General features: G+C 58.7%; 24 protein-coding genes. 4 read left to right on the forward strand and 20 right to left on the reverse strand.

Features of this window, described 5'->3' with window-relative positions; all coding sequences use genetic code 11:
• Positions 1-70 precede the first annotated feature (70 nt).
• From DWX75_RS02985 to DWX75_RS03000, 4 genes are all read right to left on the reverse strand, one after another.
• Entirely contained in the window at positions 71-1,672 is a 1,602-nt protein-coding gene (locus tag DWX75_RS02985) for an AarF/ABC1/UbiB kinase family protein (protein WP_118014833.1), read from the reverse strand.
• 12 nt (positions 1,673-1,684) lie between these two features.
• A complete protein-coding gene (locus DWX75_RS02990; protein WP_118014835.1) occupies positions 1,685-3,304 on the reverse strand; it encodes an ABC-F family ATP-binding cassette domain-containing protein in 1,620 nt (539 codons plus the stop codon).
• 94 nt (positions 3,305-3,398) lie between these two features.
• Entirely contained in the window at positions 3,399-4,232 is an 834-nt protein-coding gene (locus DWX75_RS02995; RefSeq protein WP_233519451.1) for a glucosaminidase domain-containing protein, read from the reverse strand.
• 47 nt (positions 4,233-4,279) lie between these two features.
• Entirely contained in the window at positions 4,280-5,572 is a 1,293-nt protein-coding gene (locus DWX75_RS03000) for a hypothetical protein (protein ID WP_118014837.1), read from the reverse strand.
• Between the two features lie 155 nt (positions 5,573-5,727).
• Here DWX75_RS03000 and DWX75_RS03005 point away from each other — a divergent pair, with 155 nt between their 5' ends.
• On the forward strand, positions 5,728-6,408 hold the full coding sequence (locus DWX75_RS03005) for a TVP38/TMEM64 family protein (RefSeq protein ID WP_118474708.1): 681 nt from the start codon (positions 5,728-5,730) through the stop codon (positions 6,406-6,408).
• A 5-nt stretch (positions 6,409-6,413) separates the two neighbouring features.
• Here the strand turns inward: DWX75_RS03005 and amrS are convergent, their stop codons facing one another.
• The gene (gene amrS, locus DWX75_RS03010; protein ID WP_118014841.1) at positions 6,414-7,268 is read right to left on the reverse strand and encodes an AmmeMemoRadiSam system radical SAM enzyme; all 855 of its coding nucleotides are present in this window, start codon (positions 7,266-7,268) and stop codon (positions 6,414-6,416) included.
• Entirely contained in the window at positions 7,261-8,649 is a 1,389-nt protein-coding gene (gene amrA, locus DWX75_RS03015) for an AmmeMemoRadiSam system protein A (protein ID WP_118014843.1), read from the reverse strand. Before amrA ends, amrS begins: the two co-directional genes overlap by 8 nt.
• A gap of 196 nt (positions 8,650-8,845) precedes the next feature.
• Here amrA and DWX75_RS03020 point away from each other — a divergent pair, with 196 nt between their 5' ends.
• Complete coding sequence (locus DWX75_RS03020; protein ID WP_233519452.1) at positions 8,846-10,102, forward strand: metallophosphoesterase family protein; 1,257 nt, start codon at positions 8,846-8,848, stop codon at positions 10,100-10,102.
• A 78-nt stretch (positions 10,103-10,180) separates the two neighbouring features.
• Here DWX75_RS03020 and DWX75_RS03025 read toward each other — a convergent pair whose 3' ends face one another.
• From DWX75_RS03025 to DWX75_RS03060, 8 genes are all read right to left on the reverse strand, one after another.
• Positions 10,181-11,032, reverse strand: coding sequence for an aldo/keto reductase (locus DWX75_RS03025; RefSeq protein WP_118014847.1), 852 nt, complete (start codon positions 11,030-11,032; stop codon positions 10,181-10,183).
• Between the two features lie 51 nt (positions 11,033-11,083).
• Positions 11,084-13,219, reverse strand: coding sequence for an aldo/keto reductase (locus DWX75_RS12345; RefSeq protein ID WP_369974325.1), 2,136 nt, complete (start codon positions 13,217-13,219; stop codon positions 11,084-11,086).
• A gap of 41 nt (positions 13,220-13,260) precedes the next feature.
• Positions 13,261-14,361: an alpha/beta fold hydrolase gene (locus DWX75_RS03040; RefSeq protein WP_118014851.1), complete on the reverse strand. Its 1,101-nt coding sequence runs from the start codon at positions 14,359-14,361 to the stop codon at positions 13,261-13,263.
• A 29-nt stretch (positions 14,362-14,390) separates the two neighbouring features.
• On the reverse strand, positions 14,391-14,837 hold the full coding sequence (locus tag DWX75_RS03045; protein ID WP_118014853.1) for a flavodoxin family protein: 447 nt from the start codon (positions 14,835-14,837) through the stop codon (positions 14,391-14,393).
• A 208-nt stretch (positions 14,838-15,045) separates the two neighbouring features.
• Positions 15,046-15,201 (reverse strand): hypothetical protein, encoded by a 156-nt coding sequence (locus tag DWX75_RS12045; RefSeq protein WP_158558753.1) that lies wholly within the window; start codon positions 15,199-15,201, stop codon positions 15,046-15,048.
• Positions 15,202-15,442: 241 nt separating this feature from the next.
• Complete coding sequence (locus tag DWX75_RS03050) at positions 15,443-16,411, reverse strand: alpha/beta hydrolase (protein WP_233519445.1); 969 nt, start codon at positions 16,409-16,411, stop codon at positions 15,443-15,445.
• Between the two features lie 136 nt (positions 16,412-16,547).
• On the reverse strand, positions 16,548-17,444 hold the full coding sequence (locus tag DWX75_RS03055; protein ID WP_233519446.1) for a LysR family transcriptional regulator: 897 nt from the start codon (positions 17,442-17,444) through the stop codon (positions 16,548-16,550).
• 57 nt (positions 17,445-17,501) lie between these two features.
• Positions 17,502-18,662 carry an iron-containing alcohol dehydrogenase gene (locus DWX75_RS03060; RefSeq protein ID WP_118014859.1) on the reverse strand — a complete coding sequence of 387 codons (1,161 nt, stop codon included), beginning with the start codon at positions 18,660-18,662 and terminating at the stop codon, positions 17,502-17,504.
• A 187-nt stretch (positions 18,663-18,849) separates the two neighbouring features.
• Here DWX75_RS03060 and DWX75_RS03065 point away from each other — a divergent pair, with 187 nt between their 5' ends.
• Positions 18,850-19,260, forward strand: coding sequence for a MerR family transcriptional regulator (locus tag DWX75_RS03065; protein ID WP_255424253.1), 411 nt, complete (start codon positions 18,850-18,852; stop codon positions 19,258-19,260).
• Positions 19,261-19,333: 73 nt separating this feature from the next.
• Here the strand turns inward: DWX75_RS03065 and DWX75_RS03070 are convergent, their stop codons facing one another.
• The 4 genes from DWX75_RS03070 to DWX75_RS03085 all read right to left on the reverse strand — a co-directional run bounded on the left by DWX75_RS03070 (position 19,334) and on the right by DWX75_RS03085 (position 21,181).
• A complete protein-coding gene (locus tag DWX75_RS03070; protein ID WP_233519448.1) occupies positions 19,334-19,969 on the reverse strand; it encodes a flavodoxin in 636 nt (211 codons plus the stop codon).
• 35 nt (positions 19,970-20,004) lie between these two features.
• Positions 20,005-20,667: a hypothetical protein gene (locus DWX75_RS03075; RefSeq protein WP_118014865.1), complete on the reverse strand. Its 663-nt coding sequence runs from the start codon at positions 20,665-20,667 to the stop codon at positions 20,005-20,007.
• Positions 20,664-20,897, reverse strand: a complete 234-nt coding sequence (locus DWX75_RS03080) for a hypothetical protein (protein WP_118014867.1) — start codon at positions 20,895-20,897, stop codon at positions 20,664-20,666. Before DWX75_RS03080 ends, DWX75_RS03075 begins: the two co-directional genes overlap by 4 nt.
• Positions 20,898-20,962: 65 nt before the next feature.
• Positions 20,963-21,181, reverse strand: coding sequence for a hypothetical protein (locus DWX75_RS03085; RefSeq protein WP_147671516.1), 219 nt, complete (start codon positions 21,179-21,181; stop codon positions 20,963-20,965).
• 182 nt (positions 21,182-21,363) lie between these two features.
• Between DWX75_RS03085 and DWX75_RS03090 the strand changes: the two genes are divergently transcribed.
• On the forward strand, positions 21,364-22,287 hold the full coding sequence (locus DWX75_RS03090; protein ID WP_118014871.1) for a LysR family transcriptional regulator: 924 nt from the start codon (positions 21,364-21,366) through the stop codon (positions 22,285-22,287).
• Between the two features lie 17 nt (positions 22,288-22,304).
• On the opposite strand, the gene DWX75_RS03095 is transcribed toward DWX75_RS03090, so the two are convergent.
• Together DWX75_RS03095 and DWX75_RS03100 are read right to left on the reverse strand one after the other, a co-directional pair.
• The gene (locus tag DWX75_RS03095; RefSeq protein WP_118014873.1) at positions 22,305-22,991 is read right to left on the reverse strand and encodes an NAD(P)H-dependent oxidoreductase; all 687 of its coding nucleotides are present in this window, start codon (positions 22,989-22,991) and stop codon (positions 22,305-22,307) included.
• Positions 22,992-23,015: 24 nt separating this feature from the next.
• Positions 23,016-23,441: a carboxymuconolactone decarboxylase family protein gene (locus DWX75_RS03100; protein WP_233519449.1), complete on the reverse strand. Its 426-nt coding sequence runs from the start codon at positions 23,439-23,441 to the stop codon at positions 23,016-23,018.
• Between the last annotated feature and the right edge of the window lie 73 nt (positions 23,442-23,514).

A 23,514-nucleotide genomic window follows, 5' to 3' on the forward strand; every position in this document is an offset into this window, starting at 1 on the left:
TGCCGGCAGCTTCACCGGCAGCAGGAATATATAAGGGAATTTTACCATGTTTCCCGCCAGAATGCCACACTCAAATCCCCTTGTGGATATCCCAGATGATGCGGATGCTCAAGATAAAGGCAATCGCATAGCCCAGGAATCCCAGAAGGGGAATCTCCATGATCTTCGGCGTCATATTCGTCGTGCATATCGTGCTGGAAGCCAGCAGCAGAGCCGCACAGAGCACGGCCAATATGACCTTGTTGATCATGCGGTCGAGGTGCCGGAGCGGCTCTTCCGCCCCCGTCAGATCGAGATTGACCTTCGTCTGGCCGCTCATCGTCATCTTGAGGATGTCCGAGATCTGCTCGGGCAGCTGCGCGGACTTGCGCAGGAGCACGAGTCCCTCGCGCTTGGCCTTGTCGAGCTCATCGCGCCAGTTGAAGTTCTTCTTGAAATCGACCGACAGGCTCTTGGCAAAGATCTCGACAAAGCTGACCTTCGGACAGCAGAGGCGCATGACGCCCTCTATCGTCAGGACGCCGCGCGCGAACATCGAGAGCCCCTGCGGACAACCGATATGATGCACGCGCAGGATATTCATGATCTGACGCGTCAGCACGCCCATCTGCAGCGAGCGGAAATCCAGCGAACTGTACTGAGCCATCAGCGCATCGATGTCCTGATAGAGCGCCGTGTGATTGATGCGTCCATGGACGACGCCGAGCGACAGGACGGCCGCCTTCATCTCAAAGGTATCGTGATTCGCAAGCGCATAGACGGCCTTGCGGATGGCCATGCGGTCGCGGCTTGAAAGCCTGCCCATCATGCCGAGGTCCAGCCAGACGATGCGGCCGTTGCGGATCCAGATATTGCCGGGATGCGGATCGGCATGGAAATAACCGTCCTCGATGATCTGCTTGACGTAGTTTTCGCCGAGGCGCCGGCCCAAAAGCGTGATGTCATAGCCATTGGCGCGCAGGGCATCGAAATCATCAAGGCGCACGCCGTCGATAAATTCCATGACGAGGATGTGCTGGGTTGAAAGCTGACGATAGACCTTCGGGCAGGAAACGTAATCGACATCGCGGTTGAGATGCTCAAACTCCTCGATGTGATCTGCCTCCATCAGGAAATCCATCTCCTGCTTGGCAATCATCCACATCTCGTCGAGCACCATATTGAAATCGAGGACATCCTGCGAGCGGCTGATGATCTTGAGCAGGGTCGCCGCCCGCTTCAGCAGCAGGATATCCTTGCTCATGATCTCATAGATGCCCGGGCGCTGCACCTTGACGACGACTTTCTCCCCCGTCGTGAGCACGGCGCGGTGCACCTGTGCGATACTCGCTGAGCCCAGGGCTTCCTCGTCAATGCTCTGGAACACCTGATTCCAGCGCCGGCTGTATTCCTGCTCGATGACCTCGAGAATCACGCGAAACGGCAGCGGCTTGGCCCCCGTCTGCAGCTTCATGAGCTCATCACAGTACTCAGGCGGCAGGAAATCCGGGCGCATGCTCATGACCTGGCCGAGCTTGACAAAAGTCGGGCCGAGATCCTCGAGCACCTGCCGGAGTTTTTCCGGCGTCATGCCGCGCACGACCTCGCGCTTGCGCAGCACGGCGATCATCTCGCGCAGCCGTGCCGTGGCACTGGCATCTTCTATGGCATTATGCAAGAATTTATCGAACATCGGTTTATCGCCTTATTTCTTATATTTCTCCGCCAGCTGCTGACGCACCGTCTCATTGGCCAGGAAGTCGTCGTACGTCGAAAGGCGGTCGACGACGCCATCCGGCGTGATATCGATGATGCGGTTGGCAATCGTCTGAACAAATTCATGGTCGTGCGACACGAAAAGGGCCGTTCCCTTGAAGGCAATGAGGCCGTTGTTGAGCGCCGTGATGGACTCCAGATCGAGATGGTTCGTCGGTTCATCGAGCAGCAGGACGTTGGCGCCGGAGAGCATCATGCGCGACAGCATGCAGCGCACGCGCTCGCCGCCGGAAAGAACGGATGCCTTCTTCTGGCTCTCCTCGCCCGAGAACAGCATGCGTCCGAGGAAACCGCGCACGAACGTCTCATCCGGGTCCTTTGAATACTGGCGCAGCCAGTCGACGAGATTGAGATCAACGCCGTCAAAATAAGCGGAGTTGTCGGACGGCAGGTACGCCTGCGTCGTCGTCACGCCCCATTTGAACGTGCCTTCATCTGCCTGTTCCTCACCCATGAGGATCTTGAAGAGCATCGTCTTGCCGATGCTGTTCGGACCAACAAAAGCGACCTTATCGCCGCGCTTCAGCGTGAAGCTGACATTCTTGAGCACCTGCTCGCCGTCGACCATCTTCGAGATACCGTCGACCTGCAGCAGCTGGTCACCAGCCTCGCGGTCCGGCGTGAAGGCAATGTACGGATAACGGCGCGAAGAAGGCTTGATATCCTCGACCTTGATTTTGTCGAGCAGCTTCTTACGGCTCGTCGCCTGCTTGGATTTGGCGGCATTGGCGGCAAAGCGCGCGATGAAGTTCTGGAGTTCCTTGATCTTCTCCTCCGCCTTCTTGTTCTGCTCCTTCTGCAGCTGCAATGCCAGCTGGCTCGACTGATACCAGAAGTCGTAGTTGCCGGCATAGAGCTTGATCTCGCCAAAATCGACGTCGCAGATATACGTGCAGACCTGGTTGAGAAAGTGACGGTCATGCGAAACGACGATGACCGTATTCGGGAAATCCGCGAGGAAATTCTCGAGCCAGTTAATGGACTCGACGTCGAGATGGTTCGTCGGCTCATCGAGCAGCAGGATATCCGGGTTGCCGAACAGCGCCTGTGCCAGGAGCACGCGGACCTTTTCCTTGGCCGTGAGATCTGCCATCTTCATGCTGTGCTCATTCTCAGGAATGCCGAGGCCATTGAGCAGACGTGCTGCCTCCGATTCCGCATCCCAGCCGTTGAGCTCGGCAAACTCCGCCTCGAGCTCCGACGCGCGCATGCCGTCTTCCTCCGAGAAATCCGGCTTGGCATAGAGCGCATCCTTCTCGTCCATGATCTCCACGAGACGCTTGTGTCCCATGATGACCGTGCGCAGGACCTCGTAATCATCGTAGGCGTAATGGTCCTGCTGCAGCACAGCCAGGCGCTCGCCCGGCGTGATCTCGATCACGCCGCTCGTCGGCTCGATATCGCCGGCCAAAAGTTTCAGGAACGTGGATTTGCCAGCACCGTTCGCACCGATGATGCCGTAGCAGTTGCCCGGCGTGAACTTAAGGTTGACATCCTTGTAGAGGACACGTTTGCCAAACTGGAGGCTGACGTTGTTCGTAGTAATCATTAGTAGATCTTCATCCCTTTCAAATACAAATCGCTTTCTTCATCATAGAGAACGTAACAGGAAATTCTATGGAATCATCCGGACGATGCGGTTCTCATTCGGTCAGCATGGCGCGGAACATCGAGAGGATGCTCTGTCCATACGTATGGCCCGGTACGGCCCAGCGTCCGTTGAGGTCTTCCCAGCGTCCAAGCGTGCGGTCACCATAGGAGTCACGCACGAGCTGATAGCGCGGATCGATGACGGGTGCGCTCGGCTCGCGCGTCGAAGCATAGGCCAGGAGGTGCTGGATATGTGCGCGGACGCCGAGCTGTGCCGTTTGGAAGAACGCCCCCTTGACGCCGCCGCCCGTCGTGCCGAGCCCGCAGAAGTTGTTCTGCTGCGGGATGACGTCGCCGCCGTAGCGGAAGAAGCCCGTTTCCTTCAGCGCCTGTGCAAAGGCCACATCGGGGCGGATGCCCTCGCGCTCGCCCTCTTCATAGTAGTATGAGACGAGCTCCTGCGGCGTGACCGTGATGTCCGGATGCGGATTGACGCTCAAGAGATAGCGCACGCACTGTTCCTGGCTGGCAAGCGGCGTGCCGATGATCGAATCATCGTAGGCCGACATGGTCTGCGGCACCGAAAGAGGCGTCATGGACGGGCTCTGCTGTCCGCCCGGATAGAGGATTGCATGGATGCGCGACTGGAAGTCACTGCCTCCCGACAGCTCCTTTTCCGACGTGGCATGCAATTGGTCTTCCCGGCGCAGATCGGGGTGCATCTCCACACGCGAATCCACCTTGGCAGAAGCATGCTGCTCCACTTTGGTCTGCGGCTGTGGCTGCGTTTTATGACGCTTTGCCTCTGTGACATGCGGTGCATAAAACAGGAAGGATCCGAGGACGACCCCCGTCAAAAGATATTTTCCATAAGAATTCCAATGCATTGACACGAATAAGAACACTCCTTATCTTTATTCCATTCACGATATCATCAAATCATTGACCAAAACCCGAAGAAAAAATACAGGGCAAAACAAACGGCGAGCACCCGCATCGGGCGTGGCACCTCGTCATCGCAGCCGGCCAGCAGCTTGAGGCAGACATAGGCAATGACGGAAGCCCCTAGTCCCGCTGCGATATCCTGTGTCAGCGGCAGCAGCAGGAACAGCACTCCCGCCGCTGCCTGCTCGGCAAAATCGCCCTGAAATACCGGTCCCATGCGCCGGAGCATCACGATGCCCGCTCCGACGAGCACCGGCACCATGACGGCTGCAAAGCTCGCCAGCGACGCCATCACAGGCTCTGCCACGAGCAGCAGCGCGAGAACGGCGGCCGTCCAATACGCCATGCGCTGCGGGCGGCTGCTGCCGACAGCCTGCCCAACGGCCGACTCCGGCGCCGCCATGACCGGCATGGTGCCGAGCAGGCAACCGATAAAGCTCACCAGTGACAGCAGGCAGAGCGGCTTCCGCTTCGCCGCTTCCGGTGCCAGTGCGGTGAGACTGCCGGCACCGGAAACCAGCAGGAAGAGCAGCAGGAAAACGGAGAGGTCGAAATAACAGGCCGGTGATATGGTCTGCCAGCCCGTCATGAAGATGAGCTGCAGCCCCGTCCGGTCAAGCCCCTCCGGCTGCAGGAACGGCGCATCCGGCAAGACCCAGAAGCCGCCGATGAAGGCCAGCACTGCTGTCACGAGGAACGCCGCGCCCGGTGCCCAGCGCTTCTTCATGGCCATGAGTCCGAAGAGCACGAGGATGCCCGTAAAGCTCAGATAGGCCATGGGATCTGAAAAGCCGCCGAGCTGCAAAAGCCCTGTCGGCGCGCCCATGAGCAGCCGCCCCTCGAAGAGCCCGAGCGCAATAAGCATGAGGCCGACCGCCCCACGCAAGGCCCGGCGCAGGCAAGGCGGCATCAGCTTTTCGGGAAGTTGCTGCAGCCACGGGAAGCGCAGCGCGCCGGCCAGGAGCAGGAACGATACGAGCGACGCCGCTGCTCCCATGAAGAGCACCATCTGCCAGCTCACGCCCCGCGCGAGGATCACGATATAGACCAGCCAGGATGTCAGGGCCAGTCCCGGTGCTGCCGCGACGGCTAAACGGCACCGTCCCATCAGGATGGTACCGATGATGGCCGTGACAAACGATGCCGTGTAGACACCCGTAAAGGGCATCCCCGTCATCACGAGCAGATTGGTCACGACGAGCAGCGAAGCTGCCAGCGGCAGCGCCGTCATAACGCCTGCGAACAGGCCGTCATGCCAGCGCTGCGGTTTCAACTTGTCCATGGGTTTGCTACCCGCTCCTTTCCATGCCCGGTTTCAGACATATCGTTTTCATTTTACCATAGAATTCATGTAATCTCCATGAGAGAAATGGTATAATAGGCATGTGAATTTGTTTTAGGAGGATACACATCTTGCGCCTGCATAAATCCATGGGCATGGTCAAAGTCGCGGCAGCCTTGGCTATCGTCCTGCTCTTTCTCATCATCCACCTGTTGAATCCGGCTTTCCTGCCGCATCTTGCAGGTCTTCTTTCCCGCGGCGACATCAAGGAAACGGCCGAATACATCGCATCCTTCGGACCCTGGGCCATAGTCTTCAGTTTTCTGCTGACCCTGTTTGTCAATGCGCTGGGCTTCCCGCCCGCCATCATCTTCTCGACGGCCAACACGCTGATCTTCGGCATCTTCTGGGGCATCTTCCTCAGTGTCGTTGCCGAAACCGTCGGCGTGACGCTGAGCTTCGGCCTCATGCGCTTCTTCTTCCGCGATGCGGCCGAAAAGATCATCAGCAAGCACAAGACGCTGGCAAACCTCGACAAATACAGCGGGCGCCAGGGCTTTGTCGTCATGCTGATTGCCCGCATGGTTCCCTACTTCCCGTCCATTCTCCTCAACGCGCTCGGTGCGCTCTCGGCCATGAGCTGGCGTGACTACGTAATCTCGTCATTCGTCGGCAAGTTCCCCTCGACGGGCATCGAGGCCATCATCGGCCATGATACGATCACGCATCAGGAGGACCCGACGCGGCTCATCGTCGTCTGCGTCTTCGCCGTCGTGCTGATTGCCGGTGCCTGGTACTATGAGAAACGCGCGGCCCGGCATGCACCGGAATCGTGAACGCTTCAGATGTTGCCGAGATGCACGTAGCGAAGGAATTTCTGAGCCACCTGCTGCAAGGTATGGAGAGTTGAAGCCAGCGTCATCGGGATATCGAGCTGATACCGTGGGAAATAACGCGAAAGATGCAGCGGCAGTTCCCAGGAAAGCTGCGACAGCCACCGTGCTTCTGCCGCCATGTCCGCTGCGCTGTCATTTTCCCCCGGTATCACAAGCGTCGTCACTTCAACATGAACACCCTGCTCAGCCGCCATGCGAATGGCGGCTTTTGTTGTCTCAAGGCTGCCGCCGATCCAATCGTAGAATGCCTGCGTGAAGCCCTTGAGATCGATGTTGACGGCATCGACGTACGGCAGGAGCTGCAGCCAGGGCGACTCTGCAATCTGCCCGTTTGTCACGAGCACAACGGCAAGGCCGGCCTCCTTGAGGAGTCTTGCCGTGTCGTAGATGAACTCATAGCCGACGAGCGGCTCATTGTACGTGAAGGCCACGCCGATGTTGCCGGACGTCTCCTCAAGCCGCTGGGCCGCCGCCACGATTCCCTTCGGCGTCACCTGCTCCAGCGGCAGTTTTGTCCCCGCAAAGCCTTCGATGCCCGCCTGCGAGATTGTGTAATTCTGACAGAACGGACAGCGCAGATTGCAGCCAAAGCTGCCAAGCGACAGGATATGGCTTCCTGGATGGAAATGGTAGAGCGGCTTTTTCTCGATGGGGTCAAGTGCCGCCGAAGTCAGGAGGCCGTAATTGAGCGGCCGGATGACGCCATCCTGGTTCTGCCGGGCGCGGCAGAATCCCGTCTGCCCTGCCGCCAGATGGCAGCGGTGCGGGCAAAGCGAACAGACGGCCTTTGCCTCAGACATGGCGCGTCACCTCGAAACGCCAGAGCTGTACGGGCTCTCTCGCGCCGATATTGCCCTTGCGGCGGGCAATCGCGATCTGTTCATCCACACGGTCCACACCGGCGAGATCCGGCAGCAGAACGCCGCGCCGCTCACCATTCTGGACGACTACACCATAGCGCTTGACATCAAGCTGTTTCGGTGAATCGATGGGCTCAGGCTCCGAAAGCACATCAACGTCGTAGACGAGCCTTGGAAGTTCTTCCGGCGTGACCTGCGGGAAACGCGGGTCGTGCATGCCGGCTGAAACCGCATTGTAGAGGATTTCCTCAGAGAGGTTGCGGCGTCCCGGCGCCAGCGTGCCGATACAGCCGCGCAGGCGGCCATCCTTCTTGATGGAGACAAAGCAGCCCGCACGCCTGTCCTGAAGTTCCGCGGGCAGGTCCTTCGGCAGCGGCAGGAACACATGACTCCTGACAAACGTCTCAAGGCTCAGACGCGCGAGATGGACATATGCATCCTCGCGCTCACGGATGGCGGCAATATCGCGCACCTCCTTATCATGCAGCTGGCGGCCGATGTCGCGCGCATCGTCTTCCCCTTCTGGCGTAAAGTACGCAACACCGTAGCCGACGCCGAAGGTCCCCTCATGCGAGAGCAGTTCCGCTTTGACAGCCTGCCGATCAAGCGCTCCCGCCATAATCCAGAAGGAACGCAGGCCGCATTCCGCCGCCCCCTCGGCCAAATCAGCCGGGATTGTCAATAGGGACAGGAAATCCGCCCGACCGAGATCTTTCGTCACTTCCTCATCAAAGACCGGTCCTTCCTTGGCAAAGCCATAAGGCCCTTCCGCCTTGAGTTTGTGCGAGAGGTCTCCGCTCGCGATGAATACGGTGCGGCGCCCCAGCTTCCCTGCCGTTTCCCTGATCAGCTGTCCCAACCGGTAGTGCCTGTCTGCTGACAGGCCGGAAAGACCGATGCGGACCACCTTGACGGGCTTTTTGAGCTCCGGCTGCAGGAAGTACAGAGGAATCATCGTACCGTGGTCGAGCGCCGGCTCCCGTTCCCCGAGAAAACCGGCCGGCAGGTCCTCGGCCGCACAGGCATCAGCCAAGGCTTTCGAGAACGCTTCATCGTACTCCGCCCCGATTCTGACCTCCGGGCAGCGGAACGCACCGAAATCTCCCTCCGCCTTCTCGCCCGGCGAGATATGGAAATAATCGCTGTACATCGTCGCATGCGGACTCGTGATGACGACGGTATCCGGCTCCAGTGACGCCGCACGCTTCATGACCTCGCGGTACGCTGCTGTCGTCTTTGCAATCTTTTCTTCTTCTCCCCTGCCGATTTCCGGCAGGATGATAGGCGGATGCGGCACCGCCATCGCAGCCACGATTGCCATAAAAATCCCTCCATTCCATAAATTGAACGTCCTTATACAAATTCATTACTATGTTACTATTACGAGAAAATTCCCAAAAATCCTGCCACAGTCAGGTAAAACCTGTTTTCCAAGATGTTTTACAGAACGTCGCGTTATGCTCTTATGCTATAATGCTATAATAGAAACAAAACAAAGAAGGATTGCGTTGAACAAAATGACCAGAAGAACATTCATCCAAATCTGTGCCACCGCGCTGATGGCACTGGGATTGGGACGTTATATACCAGCGGGAGCAGCCGGCCGCATCATCAGATACCCGCGCCAGATCATCACCGGGGATTCTGCCACGAGCCGCACCGTCATGTGGCAGGCAGACGGCGGCCGCCAGGGCGCAGCTTTCGTGCTGACCACTCCGGACGGCCGGCAGAAGTCTTTTTCCCCTGAAGCAAATACCCTGCTGCAGGATGACACGATCACGACCTTCTACACCGTGCGTCTCAGCAATCTGACGCCAGGTACGCATTACGAGGGCAGTATCCGGATGGCAGACGAGGCGCTGGCGCTGCCGGTCGTGACGGCTGCCAGCGGGCTCTCTTCCTTCGAAGCCCTGCTCATCGATGACTCACAGTGCGGCGAAACGTATGAACCCTTTGCTCAGCTGCTGGCAAAGATACTCGCACGCCACCCCCAGGCCGCTTTCCTCGCCGATATCGGCGACCTCACGGACAACGGTCAGTCCGCCTGGCACTGGGACAGCTTCCTTTCCGTGCTCACGGCCGGCCATGCCAAAGATATCCCGTTCGCCCCCGTAATGGGCAATCATGAGTGCTACGGGCTTGACTGGCAGTTTGCCCTGCCGCGCCGCTATCTCGCTGCCTTTGCCGTGCCTGACAACGGCAGCAGGGATTTTTCCGGCTACTATTATTCGTTTGACTACGGCCCCGCCCATTTCATCGTGCTCAATACACAGTTTGAAGAGCTCGACGGCCTGAAGCCCGGTCTGCTGCAGGAGGAGCTGCTCTGGCTCAAGCACGATGCCACGGCCACAAAACAGCCCTGGAAAATCGTCTTGATGCACAAGGATGTCATCGCCTATGACGAATACCAGCCGGGCACGGGCCATGCTGGCGGCATCAGCGATGTCGGCCACGACTTCATGAAGGCGTTCGACGCGCTCGGCATCGACCTCGTGCTCACGGGCCACATGCACACGTACCGCAACCGCGGCCATATCTACGACGAAACGCCTTCTGACCACGGCCCCACCTACCTGATGTTCGGCCCCGCGGGTAACGAGCGCTACACCGTGCCGCCCGACACGACCTTCGACAAGGTCAGCCTCGACCAGGCGAACCCCAATACCTATCGCAACTACATGACGCTTGCCGTCACGCCTGCAAAGCTCATCGCCACCTGTCACCTCGAGGACGGCGCCACCGTCGACCGCGTCGTGCTCACAAAAGATGCATGAGGATGCGCCCCCATGCGACAAAATCCGCAAGACAGATCATGACAATCGTCTTGCGGATTTTTTGTCTTATCGGAACGCTTAGTCCTCAAACGGCAGGTGCATCGAGGCATACTTCTCTTCTTGAGCGGCGTCGGCCGTGTAGTAGCGCTTCTTGCCGTCGAGCGCAGCAATCTCGGTCATCTCATCCGGCGTCAGTGCAAAGTCGAACAGGTCGATGTTCGAGCGCAGGTGGTCGGGGTTCTTCGTGCCGGGGATCGTGATGAAGCCCTTCTGCACAGCCCAGCGCAGGACGACCTGCACCGTGCTCTTGTGGTACTTCGCGGCAAGGCGCGTGAAGATTGGCTCCTGCAGAAGGCCCTTGTCGCCGTGGCCGAGCGGATACCAGCCCATGAGCTTCGTGCCGTACTCTTTGAGGCGTTCCAGCGTCTCATGCTGGATGCAGTACGGATGCGTCTCGAGCTGGATGACATGCGGCTTGACCGTAGCAGTAGCAAGCAGGCGCTCGAGCTTCTCGCCGTGGATATTCGAGATGCCGAGTGAGCGGGCCTTGCCCGCCTGATAGGCGCGCTCGATGTTATGGTAGCCCGCGAGAAAATTGCCGGCCGGCTGGTGGATGAAGAGCAGGTCGACGTACGTGACGCCAAGGCGCTCGAGCGTCTTCTCCACCGCATCGTCCTTCTCGTAGAGCGTCGGCCAGAGCTTCGTCGAGAGGAAGAACTCCTCGCGCTTCACGAGGCCTTCATCCAACGCACGTTTGAGGCCTTTACCAACAGCTTCCTCATTCATATAGGCATTTGCCGTATCGATGAGACGGTAGCCCGCCTTGATGCCTTCGTAGACCGAGCGCTCGGTATCCTCCGGGCTGATCAGGAACGTGCCGAGGCCCAGAAGAGGCACCTTGACGCCATTGCTCAGATTCGTGTAATCCATTCTTGTGATGCTCCCTTTCTATCTTCTCGATGACCTATGTCTCAATGTATCTCAGCGGAACGGCTTGACCTTGCTCACGGCATCGGCAAGCGTGATGGGCTTCTCGCCATGGTCGCAGTCGAGAAAGACATAGCGGTCGCGGCCCATGCCGAGCTCTTTCATGTAGCTGAGCTGGCGCAGGCCGTGGCGCGTCTCCATTCGCTCAACGAGATCGTGGCGGTAATGCTCCGGCAGCGCGTAGACGAGGTCGACAGACGCCTGATCGATGGCGAGGATGTCGGTCGAAGCTAGGATGCCGATGTTCGGCGTGGTCGGCTTCGCGGCCGTCGTGCCCGCGCAGTCGCAATCCACCGACATGTTGCGCAGCACATTGATGTAGGCGATGTGATCGCCGAAATGGTCTACCGTCGCCTTCGACGACTCCGTAATGCGCTCCATGAGCATTTCCTTCCCCATAGCCCACTGCTCGGATTCGGAGCCCGTATGGATCATCTTCTTGCCGATACGGCCGTCCGCGCAGCCGATGCCGATGTTCTTGTTGGAGCCACCGAAGCCGCCCATCTTGTGGCCCTTGAAATGTGTGAGCACGAGCAGCGAGTCGTAATCCAAGAGATGCGCGCCGACGGACATCTCCGTGAACCACTTGCCGCCCTTGACGGGCAGCATGGCCGTGCCGGACTCATCCATGATATCGACGGGCGCGAAGTCCCAGCCGTTGATGGTCAACGTCTTCCTGTGCTGCTCCGTCGTGTAGCGGTCGCCCTGATAATAGGTGTTCGTCTCGACAATCTTCGCCTCAGGCAGATCCTTCGCGATGAGCTTCTTGACCCACGGCCGCGGGATGATATTCGGCCCGTGCGGCTCGCCCGTGTGCAGCTTGATGCCGACGCGCCCCGTGATGTTTGACGCAATCTTCTCATACAGCTTGAGCAGTCCGGCGGCCGATAGGTCGCGCGTGAAATAGACGACCGATTCGCTGCCCTGACGGTCCTGCGGTGCTTCGTAATGGTCACCACCAGTCCCCGGCTCCGCCTTCGCCAATTCTTCTTCTTTGCCCTCCGCCTTCTTGATTTCGTCCGACGAGAAACCCGGCATGACCGCTGCTGCGGCCACCAACCCCGCCATCTTCACAAAACTGCGTCTCGAAAACTTGTCCATGACAAACACCCACTTTCTGCAACCAGCAATCTTTATTTCCTCATCTTGCTGCATAGCCGCCAAATACTTCAAAATCCATTCCATCGAGTCCGTGTCGATGCGCGCCACTTCATCCGCCGTCAGCTCGACGTCGGCTGCCGCGAGGTTCTCCTTCAGGCGGCTGAGCTTGCGCGAGCCCGGGATGGGAACGATGTACGGCTTCTTAGCGAGCATCCAGGCGAGCGAGAGCTGGCCGAGCGTCGCTTTCTTCTCTTCTGCGATCCCCGTCAGGAAGTCGAGGAGCTTCTTGCCCTTCTCGTAGCCTTCCTCGGAATACTGCGGCATCTGCTTGCGGTAGTCCTGACTGCCCTCGAACTTCGTCTTCGGCGAGTACTTGCCCGTCAGGAAGCCGTTGGCCATCGGCGAGAACGCGACGAACGTTATGCCGAGCTCCTCGCAGACAGGGAACAGCGACTCATGCCAGCGCGCCATCATCGAATAGCGGTTCTCGATGGCTGTGACCGGGCAGACAGCGTTCGCACGGCGCAGGTATTCCTCAGTCGTCTCCGAGATGCCCCAGGCGCGGATCTTCCCTTCCTTGATGAGCTCTTTCATCGTGGCGGCCACGACCTCCGGCTCCACCTTCGGGTCGATGCGATGCTGGTAGTAGAGGTCGACGTAGTCCGTGCCAAGGCGGCGCAGGCTGCCTTCGATGCTCTTGCGGATGGCCGTCGGACTGCTGTCGAGCGAGAGCGTGCGGTCTTCATTGTGGTAAACGCCCATCTTCGTCGCGATGACGACTTTGTCGCGAATACCCTGGAGCGCCTTGCCCACGAGCTCCTCATTGTACGAGGTCGAGCCGTCCGGCAATACACCCGTATAGCACTCCGCCGTATCGAAGAAATCATAGCCGGCCTCTGCTGCCTCGCGCAGCGTGCGGACAGCCTGCTCCTTTGCGACCGGCTCACCCATCGCATGACTGAAGCCCATGCAGCCGAGGCCGACTGGATTGACGAATACATTGCTTCGTCCCAAACGTCTCTTTTCCATCTATATCGATCTCCTGTTCTCTTTCTTTCAAGACCATTATCTCAACGGTCAAGCTTGCGTTCGTGCATCCACTTGACCATTACATCGGCGACCGCGCGGTTGTTGAGGTCAGCCATCATGAAGTGCGTGCTGCCCTTGATGCCGATGTCCGGCAGCGAGACGACGCTGACATCCGCACCGTAGGAACGCATGACTGCCTCCCACTTCTTGGCGAGATTCCAGCGCACGCGCCAGTTGTCCTGGCCCCAGTTCGCGACCGGCGTATCTCCCTTCGGGATGTTGTCGCCGAAGTAGATGACCGTCGGGATCTTCGTCAGCTGCAGGAAGTCTTCCATCGAGACTTCCATCGGCGTGGCCGGGAATGGGCTCGTCGTCTTCTCGACGGCCGGCGCCTGTCCCTTCGGGAACGGGAACGCACCCGGCTCCAGCGAAATGATGCCCTTGACGTGCTCCGACTGGATGCCCGTCAGCCAGCCAGGGCCGCCGCCAGCCGAATGCGTGACGAGCACGCCGTCACCGGCCTTATCCATGACAGCCGTCATCGCATCGGCGACGACCTGCTGGTCAAACGGCGCCGTATCCGGCGTCATCGCATGGAAGAACTGCTCCTCGGCTTCCTTGGTGCGCGGTACAGCGACATTGTCGTACGTATTGGGCCACTCGCCGATGCGGAACATGTTGAACCAGAGCTGGTCATCCGGCTGTGCTGAGACCGTGCCCGGGGTCGTGCGGCGGCCGGCCTTGCCGCGGCCCGGTTCATCCACGACGTACGTCTTGTACCCCTTCTCAAGGAAAATATTCTGGAAGCCATCGCGCCCGTCCGGCGTCGTCTCCCAGGTCTTCCCCGACTGGCCGTAGCCGTGCAGGAAGACCATGCTCGTCTTCTTGGCCTTGACCGGCTTCTGGTAGAACACGTAAGCGTGATCCCCATGCAGCGTCTCGCCGGCGAAGTCCGTCGGCTTCGTGCCGTCATACGTGCCCGGTGCCGTCACCGTCTTGCCGCCAGCCATGAAACTGCCCTGGTCCTCAATCGTCACCGGATGCTGCATGGCAGAGGCCGGCTGATACGAGAAGCCGAAGCTGCCAAAACCCGCGAGCATCAGGGCTACCGCTGCTTTCTTCCAATAGTTCATCGGTTTCATCAAAAGACTCCGTTCTCTCCAGCCACGCCTCAAAGCTTCTGTGCCAGTTGCTCGGCTTCGCGGCGGTTCGTGGCCATGCCTCCATATGCATAGCCGTACATCGAGGCGAAGCGCTTCATCGTGTAGTCACCGGCTTCGAGCATCCACTTTTCCGGAGCGGCGCCCTGGAACAGGAAGAAGCACTTGCCGTGCAGGCTGCCCTCGGCAACGGGGCCGTAGAAGCGGTCGAGCAGCGTGCGCACCGAGCCGCAGATGTTGTGCCAGTAGACTGGAGAGCCGATGACGAGCACGTCTGCCTCGCGGATCTTTGCCAGGACTTCCTCGAGCTGGTCACCTGGCAAATCCTGTCCGTAGACGTTGATTCGGTAGTCCGTCAGCATCAGCGTCTCGTATTCGTGGCCGACGAGCAGTGCCTTTGCCAGATTTGCCGTATTGCCCTCGCGGTTCGGGCTGCCATTGATAAATAAGATTTTCATATCCAAACATCTCCTATCGAAATCTTGTCGATTCTTTGCTTATCGTCTGCAGAGGATCGGCCGCCCCGCCATCCCTCAACTGTCTTCATTATAGGAAAAACGAGACTCCGGCAGAAGTCTCGTTTCGTTAATGAGTATGAACCAGCGGTTATCGGCAGAAACTACTGGTTACTACAGGTAGATACTGGGAATTTATGAGGAAGTGGCATCAGCCGATGCCAACGATCCAGGGTACGCATGCTCCCATGCCGACATTCACCAGCTCGTGCAGATGGAATTTCTTCTTTTCCTCGCCGGCGGGCTGAATGATCTGGATTGCATAAGAATAAAACAATATATTGAACGGGATCAGGAATACCGTCATATAAATCAGAGCATCAGAGCCATAATCGCGGCTTGCGGCGCTGCCTCACTCGCTGCCTGCCAGGGCAGCAGAGATGCTGCGGCCCAAAACGCTGCGGCCAGTGCCCTGTGTTTCTTGTTCATGATATGCCTCCCATTCCCGTGTCTATGCTTTCGCATCATTTCTCTCGATGACTGTATTATAGCCGCCCGTGCGGCCTCGCAGAAGGCTCCATCAGTTAGGCAGTTTGAACCAACTGTTATCACCCGAGCTGTGCCTCCCAGAAGGCGACGGCACGGTCCAGCCAGCCCTCGGCGACTGTGCCATTGCCGAGTCCGAAACCGTGCGCGAGTCCTGGGAAGATCTCGAGCTCTGCGGGAACGCCGCCCGCACGCAGGGCATCGATGCGGCTCTGCACGGTGTGGCAGTCGGCAATCGGGTCCTCGTCGCCGACGCAACTGTACGTCGGGACCTCGCGCCCCGTGACCTCACTGAGGCCCGTGTACTGCAGCACAACGGCCGCCGGGCGCGGCAAGGCGCGCTCGCCAAAGGCGCCCGTGCCGTAGTCGCTGAGCCAGGCCGACATGCGCGCGCCGGCCGAGCCGCCCCAGAGCGAGTACCCTTCCATCGAGATGCCGAGCTCCTGCTCGTGCGCGAAGAGGAAGGCCAGCGCGCGGGCCAGGTCCTCACAGGCCGTCTTGGCACCGGGCCGGTAGATCAGCGCAAAGGCATCGTAGCCGCGCCGCGAGAGCGCCAGCGCGTGCGGGAAGCTGTCGTGGATGGCGCCGACGTAAAGAAAGCCGCCGCCTGCACTGCAGACCGCCGTGCGGTGGCGTTTCGGCGCACGGCTGCGGAAGAAGAACAGGCCCGTGTCCCGCTTGGCCGGCATCTCGGCCTGCTCCGCCTCCGTGTAGATGGGATAGAAGATGGTCTCCCCGCTCTTCGCGTCCCCGTAGAGTGCCGTCAGCACCTCGATGCTCGTCTTCGTCTGTATCTCCGAATACCACGGCAGGAACGCGCGCAGGTCCGACAGAGTCGCCTGCCGCGGTATCGGCCATGTCGTCGGGAACAGCAGCCGCCCGAACGGTTTGAAGTACGGCGCATGGATGACCTCGCGCAGCGGCGTGCTGCCCGTGAACAGCGCCTTGCGTACCTGCCGCATCTTAACGGCCGGTCTGACGGGCTTTACTGGGCTAGTCTCGTTGATTGCTCTTGCATTCATCTGTCTCATAAGCATACTCATTCTTTCTATCTTATCGTTTTATTCTGACTCACTTGCGGCAACGCATTGGTTTCCTCGATTCTTATGATAAAGAAAACGAGACCTCATCAGAAGTCTCGTTTCGTTAGGCAGTATGAACTTGTGGTTATCGTGACAGGATTTTCTGGACAGCGGTCAGGAAGCGGCTCACAGCAGCAGACGGCTCCGTCGCGTGCAGGATGCCGAACGGGATCTCGTAGTCCCAGTCCACGGGGATGACGCGCATCAGCGGGTGGATGTCCTTCCACTCCGGCACGCCGATCATGAGCGTTCCCTCGTTGACACAGCGGTTGAACATGTCGATGTTGTAGAACGGGAACTCGCGCAGCGTGATGTCCGGGTGATTCACCAGGAGGTCCTGCCGCAGATCATCCATGACGGAAGACCAGCCGGGCTGGATGATGTCGACCGTCTCCCCTGCTAAATCGGAGAGCTTCAGGCGCTCCTTGCCCGCAAGTCGGTGCGTGAGCGGCACGACCATGGAAAACGGCTCACGACGGAGTTCCATGCCCTCGCACTTGCCCTTGAGATGAAACATGCTCGCATCGAAGACGCCCGCGACCACATCGATGTTTACGCCGAGATGCGTGAGGATCTCGCGCGCGTTCTCTGGCGTGTTCTCGAACGACACGAGCTGGAACTGCAGGTCGGGACTAACCTCCTGCAGCTTTGGCCAAAGGCTCAGCAGAAAATTCGTCGGCGTCATGACCGAGATGCCGATGCGGATGACCTGCTGCGTATCCTGCATGGCCTTGCGCGCCCGTTCCACAGCTTCCTTGCTGTACTGGACGAGATACGCCGCATCCTTGTAGAGCGACTCGCCCGCCTTCGTGAGCTGCAGGCCGCGATGCGTGCGCTCAAACAAGCGCAGGTTGAGCCGTGCCTCCATCAGGTTGATCTGCTTGATGACGGCCGGCGCCGAGATGAAGAGCGCTTCCGCCGCCTTGCTGAAGCTCCCCTCCTCTGCCGCTTTCATGAAGGTTATCAATTGTGGATTGTACAAAGCCTTGCTCCCCTCTCATTCTGCTCACACGTTCTCTCTGCTGCTGTACTGCCACACTCATCCCAGCACGTGCAGGAGGATGTCCTCAATCTCTTCATCCGTGAGCTTCTTGGCGCAGCCCGGTGTGCGGATGCTCGTCGCAGAGACTGCGTGCAGCACGGCCTTGTCCTCGATGCCCATCGCCTTGAGCGTCGTCGGCAGGCCGATCTCCTCGATGAAATCCGCGAACTTCTCCACTCCGGCCAATGCCGTCGCGAGTTCCGACTCCTGCTCTGCGACGCCAAAGACATCGCGCGCAAGGCGAGCAAACTGCGCAGGAGCCTCCGGTGCCAGATGGCGGTAGAGCTCCGGCTGGATGACGACCAGGCCGCAGCCATGGTTGCAGTCCGTATAGGCGCCGAGCTGATGCTCGATCATGTGGCACTGGAAGTCCGTGACCTTGCCGAGTTTCAGCACGCCGTTCTCCGCCATGGCCGAAGCCCACATGAGTTCCGAGCGCGCCTGCATGTCCTCGGGATCCGCCTTTACCTTGCGGATGTTCTCGATGACTGCGCGCATGACCGACTCATTCATTAAATCCGAGAGGTTCGGTTCGCGCGGCGTGCCGAGATACGTCTCGAGGCAGTGACTCAGCGTGTCGAAGGCGCCCGAGATGACCTGTCGCATCGGCACAGTCTTCGTGTAGTACGGGTCGAGCACAGCAAACGAAGCCGCCGTGCCCCAGAGCGGACCCTTCCAATTCTTCTCCTCGTAGGTGATGACAGCGCCGGCATTCTGCTCGCTGCCCGTACCCGAAGCCGTGACGATGACGCCCATCGGCACGCCAGCCGTCGGCACCTTGTGCTTCGCGTACTCGTAGTCGTAGAGGTCCTCCTCGAGCGCGACCTGTGCCGACACGGCCTTGCAGCAGTCCGAGACGCTGCCGCCGCCGACTGCCAGGATGAGGTCAATTTTATGTTCCCGTACAAGACGAGCCCCCTCCTGCACTTTGCGGTACGTCGGATTGCTCATGATTCCCGCAAACTCCGTGACTTCCTTGCCCTGTTCCTTGAGGATGGCTAGGACTTCATCATAGATGCCATTGCGCTTGACGCTGCCACCGCCATAGGCCAGCAGGACGTACTTACCGTACTTCGGCAGCTCCTCGGCGAGCGCTTTATGCGCTGCGCCCTGACCAAAGTAGTTCTTCGTCGGATATGAAAAAGTAAACGATTCCATGTCATACATCTCCTATTCTTGCCGGCTACCCGGTAACCAATCGATACTTCCATTCCCTCTCGGGAAGCTCTATACTGAGTGTATCAGCCGGTTGTTACTACCGGTCAAGCACATTTCAAAAAAAGTTTTCTCTTTTTGTTCTATCGTCTTATCGTACGGAGTTGATCTCATCATGCCGCTATATACTATGAAGCAAGTCTGCGAAGCCGCCAATATGAAATACGAGACGCTGAAGTTCTACTGCAACCAAGGACTCATCCCCCATGTCAAGCGCGACAAGAACAACCATCGCATCTTTGACGAGCACGACCTCGGCTGGGTCAAGAGCCTCAACTGCCTCAAGAACTGCGACTTCACGATTGCCGAGATGAAAAAATACCTTGCGCTCTGCCTCGAGGGCGTGCCCTCCATCCCCGCGCGCCAGCAGCTGCTCGCCCGCAAGGATGAGGCCCTGCACGAGAAGATTGCCGCCATCCAGGAAGCCATCGACTACATCGCCTGGAAGCAGGGCTTCTACCGCGACGTCCTGTCCGGCAGAATCCCCTACAAGAGCGATCTGCTGCCCAGCGATGACGGCGACGGCACGGACGAGAAATGATCGCACCTATTGCCCAGCAAAAAACCACTTGCCTGCGAGCGCGGCCCGCACAAGTGGTTTTTTCTGTCTCCGTTTACTTTGCTGCGCTCAGCGAGCGAACCCACTCCACGACCTTGGTGTCGTCAAGGCTGCCCGTGAAGCACGTGCCGTCCTGCCAGTTGCCCTTGCCGCCGGCCATCTCGGCGAGCAGCTTGCCGCTGTTACCGAGTGGCGAGCTGTAGGCCGTCGCGAACGTCACGACGTTCTTGCCCGTGAAGTCGTTGGCCTTGACGAAGGCATCGACCGGCCAGGCCGCGATGGCCCACCAGATCGGATAGCCGAGGAAGATCGTGTCATACGACGCCCAGTTGTCCGGCACCGCCTTCTGCAGCTGGATCTTCTCGCGCAGCGAGGCATCGTCGTGCTCACGGCTCACGCGGCTGTTCTTGTCGTTGTAGTCGAGGTCCGCCTCCGTGTAGTCCGGATTCGGCACGAGCTTCATGATGTCGGCCTGGCGCGCCTTGGCGATGACCTTGGCCACGCGCTCCGTGCGCCCCGTCGCCGAATAATAGACGACGAGCGTCTTGCCGCCTGCCGCCACCGTGCCCGAGGACGAAGACGAAGCCACCGTGCCACTGGCTGCACCAGCGGCACTGCTCGCGGCCTGACTGCTCGACGAACTTCCCGTCAGCGAAGACAGGCCGCATCCCCCCAGCACCAGAGTCATCATGCTCATGCCACCCATTTTCAAAAATTCTCTGCGATTCATTTCAAGCGCGCCCCTTTCCAAAGCGATAAAAGCCAACCAATTTCTGCGAATAAGATGATGATGCCGACCTGCGTCAGTGCGTAGCCAGCACCGCTGTACGAGAGTGCCGGCGCCATGAAGATATGCGCGCCCTGCAGGCGCTCGACGAGGATGTCCTGTTGCGCTGCGTGGATGCCGCCCGCCCCGAGCAGCACCCCGAGGCCCAGCAGGAGCATCCTAGCCGGCAACGGCCGCGCATTGATGCCCGCCGCATGCAGCCACCGCTGCCACCAGCTCGGCAGATGCCAGCCAAGATGCAGTCCTGCCAGCACGAGGAAGTACCGTGCTGCCGTGCTGTGCAGCTGGTACAAGGAAGGATTGCTGCGCAGCGAGAACGGCACGATGCCGGCAAACAACTGGCTCGAAGTCAGGCAGCCGCTGACGATCGTCACAAGGAAGAAAACCGCGAGCAGGGCATTCAATATGAGCCGTACCCTGCGCGGCCCATTCCAGTGCCCGCACGCCAGCGAAGAAACATAGCGCCGGTTGAGTCCCAGATGATAAAGGATGGGGAGGAGCATGATGACACCTACAATCTCATGCAGCACGGGCGGCAGGTAGAAGAATGTCATCTCAAAGATGAGCATCATCAAGAGCAACACATCCAATAGATACCTCATGGCTTCACCTCTCTCGTCTCCCGTACTGAGCGTTCCCAGCCCGCCGGCACCGCGTCGTCCGGCAGGCTCTGCCGCACAATCTCCTGCGTCATGCGCACGTAGTCATCCTCAGGGATATGCCCCTGCCGCAGCACACACGTGAAGCAGAGCCAAGCGTAGATGAGCCCTGCAAGAATCAGTGCACCGGCCAGCCATCCATGCCAGTCCTGCCTTCCTTTACGCAACACCATACATTCTCCTTCCCGGAACAAGATCGCTCCTGCTCCCATACTCCAACGATATCATCCGGTAGTTGCTACCGGTCAAGTCTTTTCTGCTCCAGTTCGTAAATCATGTAGTCGATGCACGCGAGTTTCTCCTGTGCTGCATGCAGGTCATCCATGAGCCTGCGGCGGTGGCGCCTGAGGAAGCAGATGCGCGCATCATCGTCCGGCAACGCAGCGAGCTCGCACTGGCAGACATCTGGATCGAATCGGTCTTGTTCCTGTCGCTCTGCCAAACATGTTCTTGCCATTCAAAATCCTCCTGTACATTCGCTTCTTTATATCTTCATTTTAAGTGCTCTGCCTCACAATGTGAAATGCTTATGTCTTAACTTGTGTCATACGTTTTTTCTATCAAACGCTTGCGAAAAAAGCATCTGCTCCCTACAATAGAAGTAGATGCTTTGAACGTATAAAAGGGGGAAATTTTGAGATGGAACTCCGCACGTTATCGTATTTCCTGGCTGTGGCCAGGGAGCAGAACATGACCGAGGCAGCCAATGTGCTGCACGTGACGCAGCCGACGCTCTCGCGCCAGATTGCGGATCTCGAGAATGAGCTCGGCAAGAAGCTCTTCACGCGCACGAGCCGCAGCACCATCCTGACCGAAGACGGCATGCACCTGCGCCAGCGGGCTGAAGAGATTCTCGCGCTCGTCAACCAGACGGAGGACGAGCTCAAGAACGACACGATTGACCTTTCGGGCTGCATCCGCATCGGCGCAGGCGAAACCCATGTCGTGCACCTGCTTGCCGACCTCTTCGTCAAACTGCATGACCGCTACCCGCGCCTGACGCTAGAACTCTTCACAGGCAATGCCGACACCGTCGAAGAAAAGCTCGCACATGGCCTGCTCGACTTCGCGCTGATGATCGAGCCATTCAACGTGGAGCACTACAACTTCATCCGCCTGCCCGAGGTCATGCGCCTCGGCGTCGTGACGCGCGATGACAGTCCTTGGGCCCAGAAAGACGGCATCACACCGGAAGACCTCAACGAGATGCCGCTGATGATTCCTTCACGCCAGTCCGCTAATCGCTTCGATTTCCGACAATGGTCGCAGGGTAAGGTAACAGACGAAACGCTCCACATCGTGGGACGCTTCGATCTCATCGGCAATGCCGCCCACTTCATCCGCGCAGGTTTTGCCAACACCATCAGCGTCGACGAACTGCTGCAGCTTGAGACCGGCCATCTGAAATTCGTACCGCTGAAACCGACACTTTCCCTGACCGCCGTCATCGTCTGGAAAAAATACCGCCTGCTCTCCCGGTCCAGCACAGTCTTCCTCAAAGAGCTCCGTCAGTGTATCGACGAAGCGTCAGAAGCGGATTCCCAGGCCCAGCAGCCCTCCTGAATCGATTTGATGTGTTCTTATAGGTTTGCACCCATCTGCTCCGCCATATCGCCGAACTTCGAGTGCTCGACGAGCGAGCGCGAGCCGCAGCCGATGCCGAGCACTTTGCCGGCATCCTGCCATTCCATATAGCGGACTAAAGTATCGTAGTGATCGACAAGGGCCGACATCGTCCAGTCGTCACGGTTGTAGGCCGTCGCCATCAGGATGGACTTCTTGCCATGCAGTTTGCCCGTGCGCGAATAAAAGCGGTCGACGATGGTCTTGAGCTGTGCCGACATGCCGAAGTAGTAGAGCGGCGTCGTCAGCACAAGCAAGTCCGCCTCGAGCATCTTCGGCATCAAGGTATTCTCGATGTCATCCTTCCAGATACACGGGCCGTCCATATGACACTGATCGCAGCCGCGGCACGGATGTGTATCGCTGTTGGCCGCATCAAAGGTGAACACCTCATGGCCAGCCTGCGTCGCACCCTTCGTGAAGCGGTCAGCCAAATAAATGGACGTTGACTCATCATGCGGATGAGGACTGCTTGTGATCACGACGATTTTCATGTCTTTCCCTCCCGAAACACTGCCTGCTGCCTGCGCAGCATCACCCGACAATCCTGCCGATGAGTCCTTGAGTGCCGACAGACCACACCCGCTCAGGAAAATGGTCATAGCTCCCATGCCCGTCAGCTTCAAGAAGTCCCTGCGATTCATTTAAGTCACTCCTCTTCTACTGGTCTATTTAGCTGCCGGTTCCTGATAGACTTCCTTGGCATAGCGAAATGCCGCCCAGGCCTTCGGCCAGCCGCCGTAGAAGCCGACCTGCGTGATGATCTCTGCCATCTCCGCTTTCGTCACGCCGTTCTTCTTCGCCGACTCGATGTGATATTTGAGCGAGCTGTCGGTGATGCCCTGTGCAATCAATGCAGAGACCGTCACGATGCTGCGGTCATGCAGCGAGAGCACATCGTTCTTGCTCCAGACTTCACCGAACAGGATATCATCATTGTAGCGGGCGAAATCCGGCGCAAAATCGCCGAGCTGCTGGCGTCCTGCTGTCTGTACGATCTTGACGGCCTTCTTGGCCGGTGCGGGCGTCGATGCCTGTATCGCTGCCGCATTTCCATTGTCCGGCTGAGCCGATGCTGCTTCACTTTGAACCATGCCTGTCCCCCAAAAAAGAATACTGAGTAAGGCAATCGCTGCGCTCCTTATCATCTTGAAAACTCCTTTCCCA

It is taken from the genome of Mitsuokella sp. AF21-1AC, from assembly GCF_003458855.1.
Classification (GTDB): domain Bacteria; phylum Bacillota; class Negativicutes; order Selenomonadales; family Selenomonadaceae; genus Mitsuokella.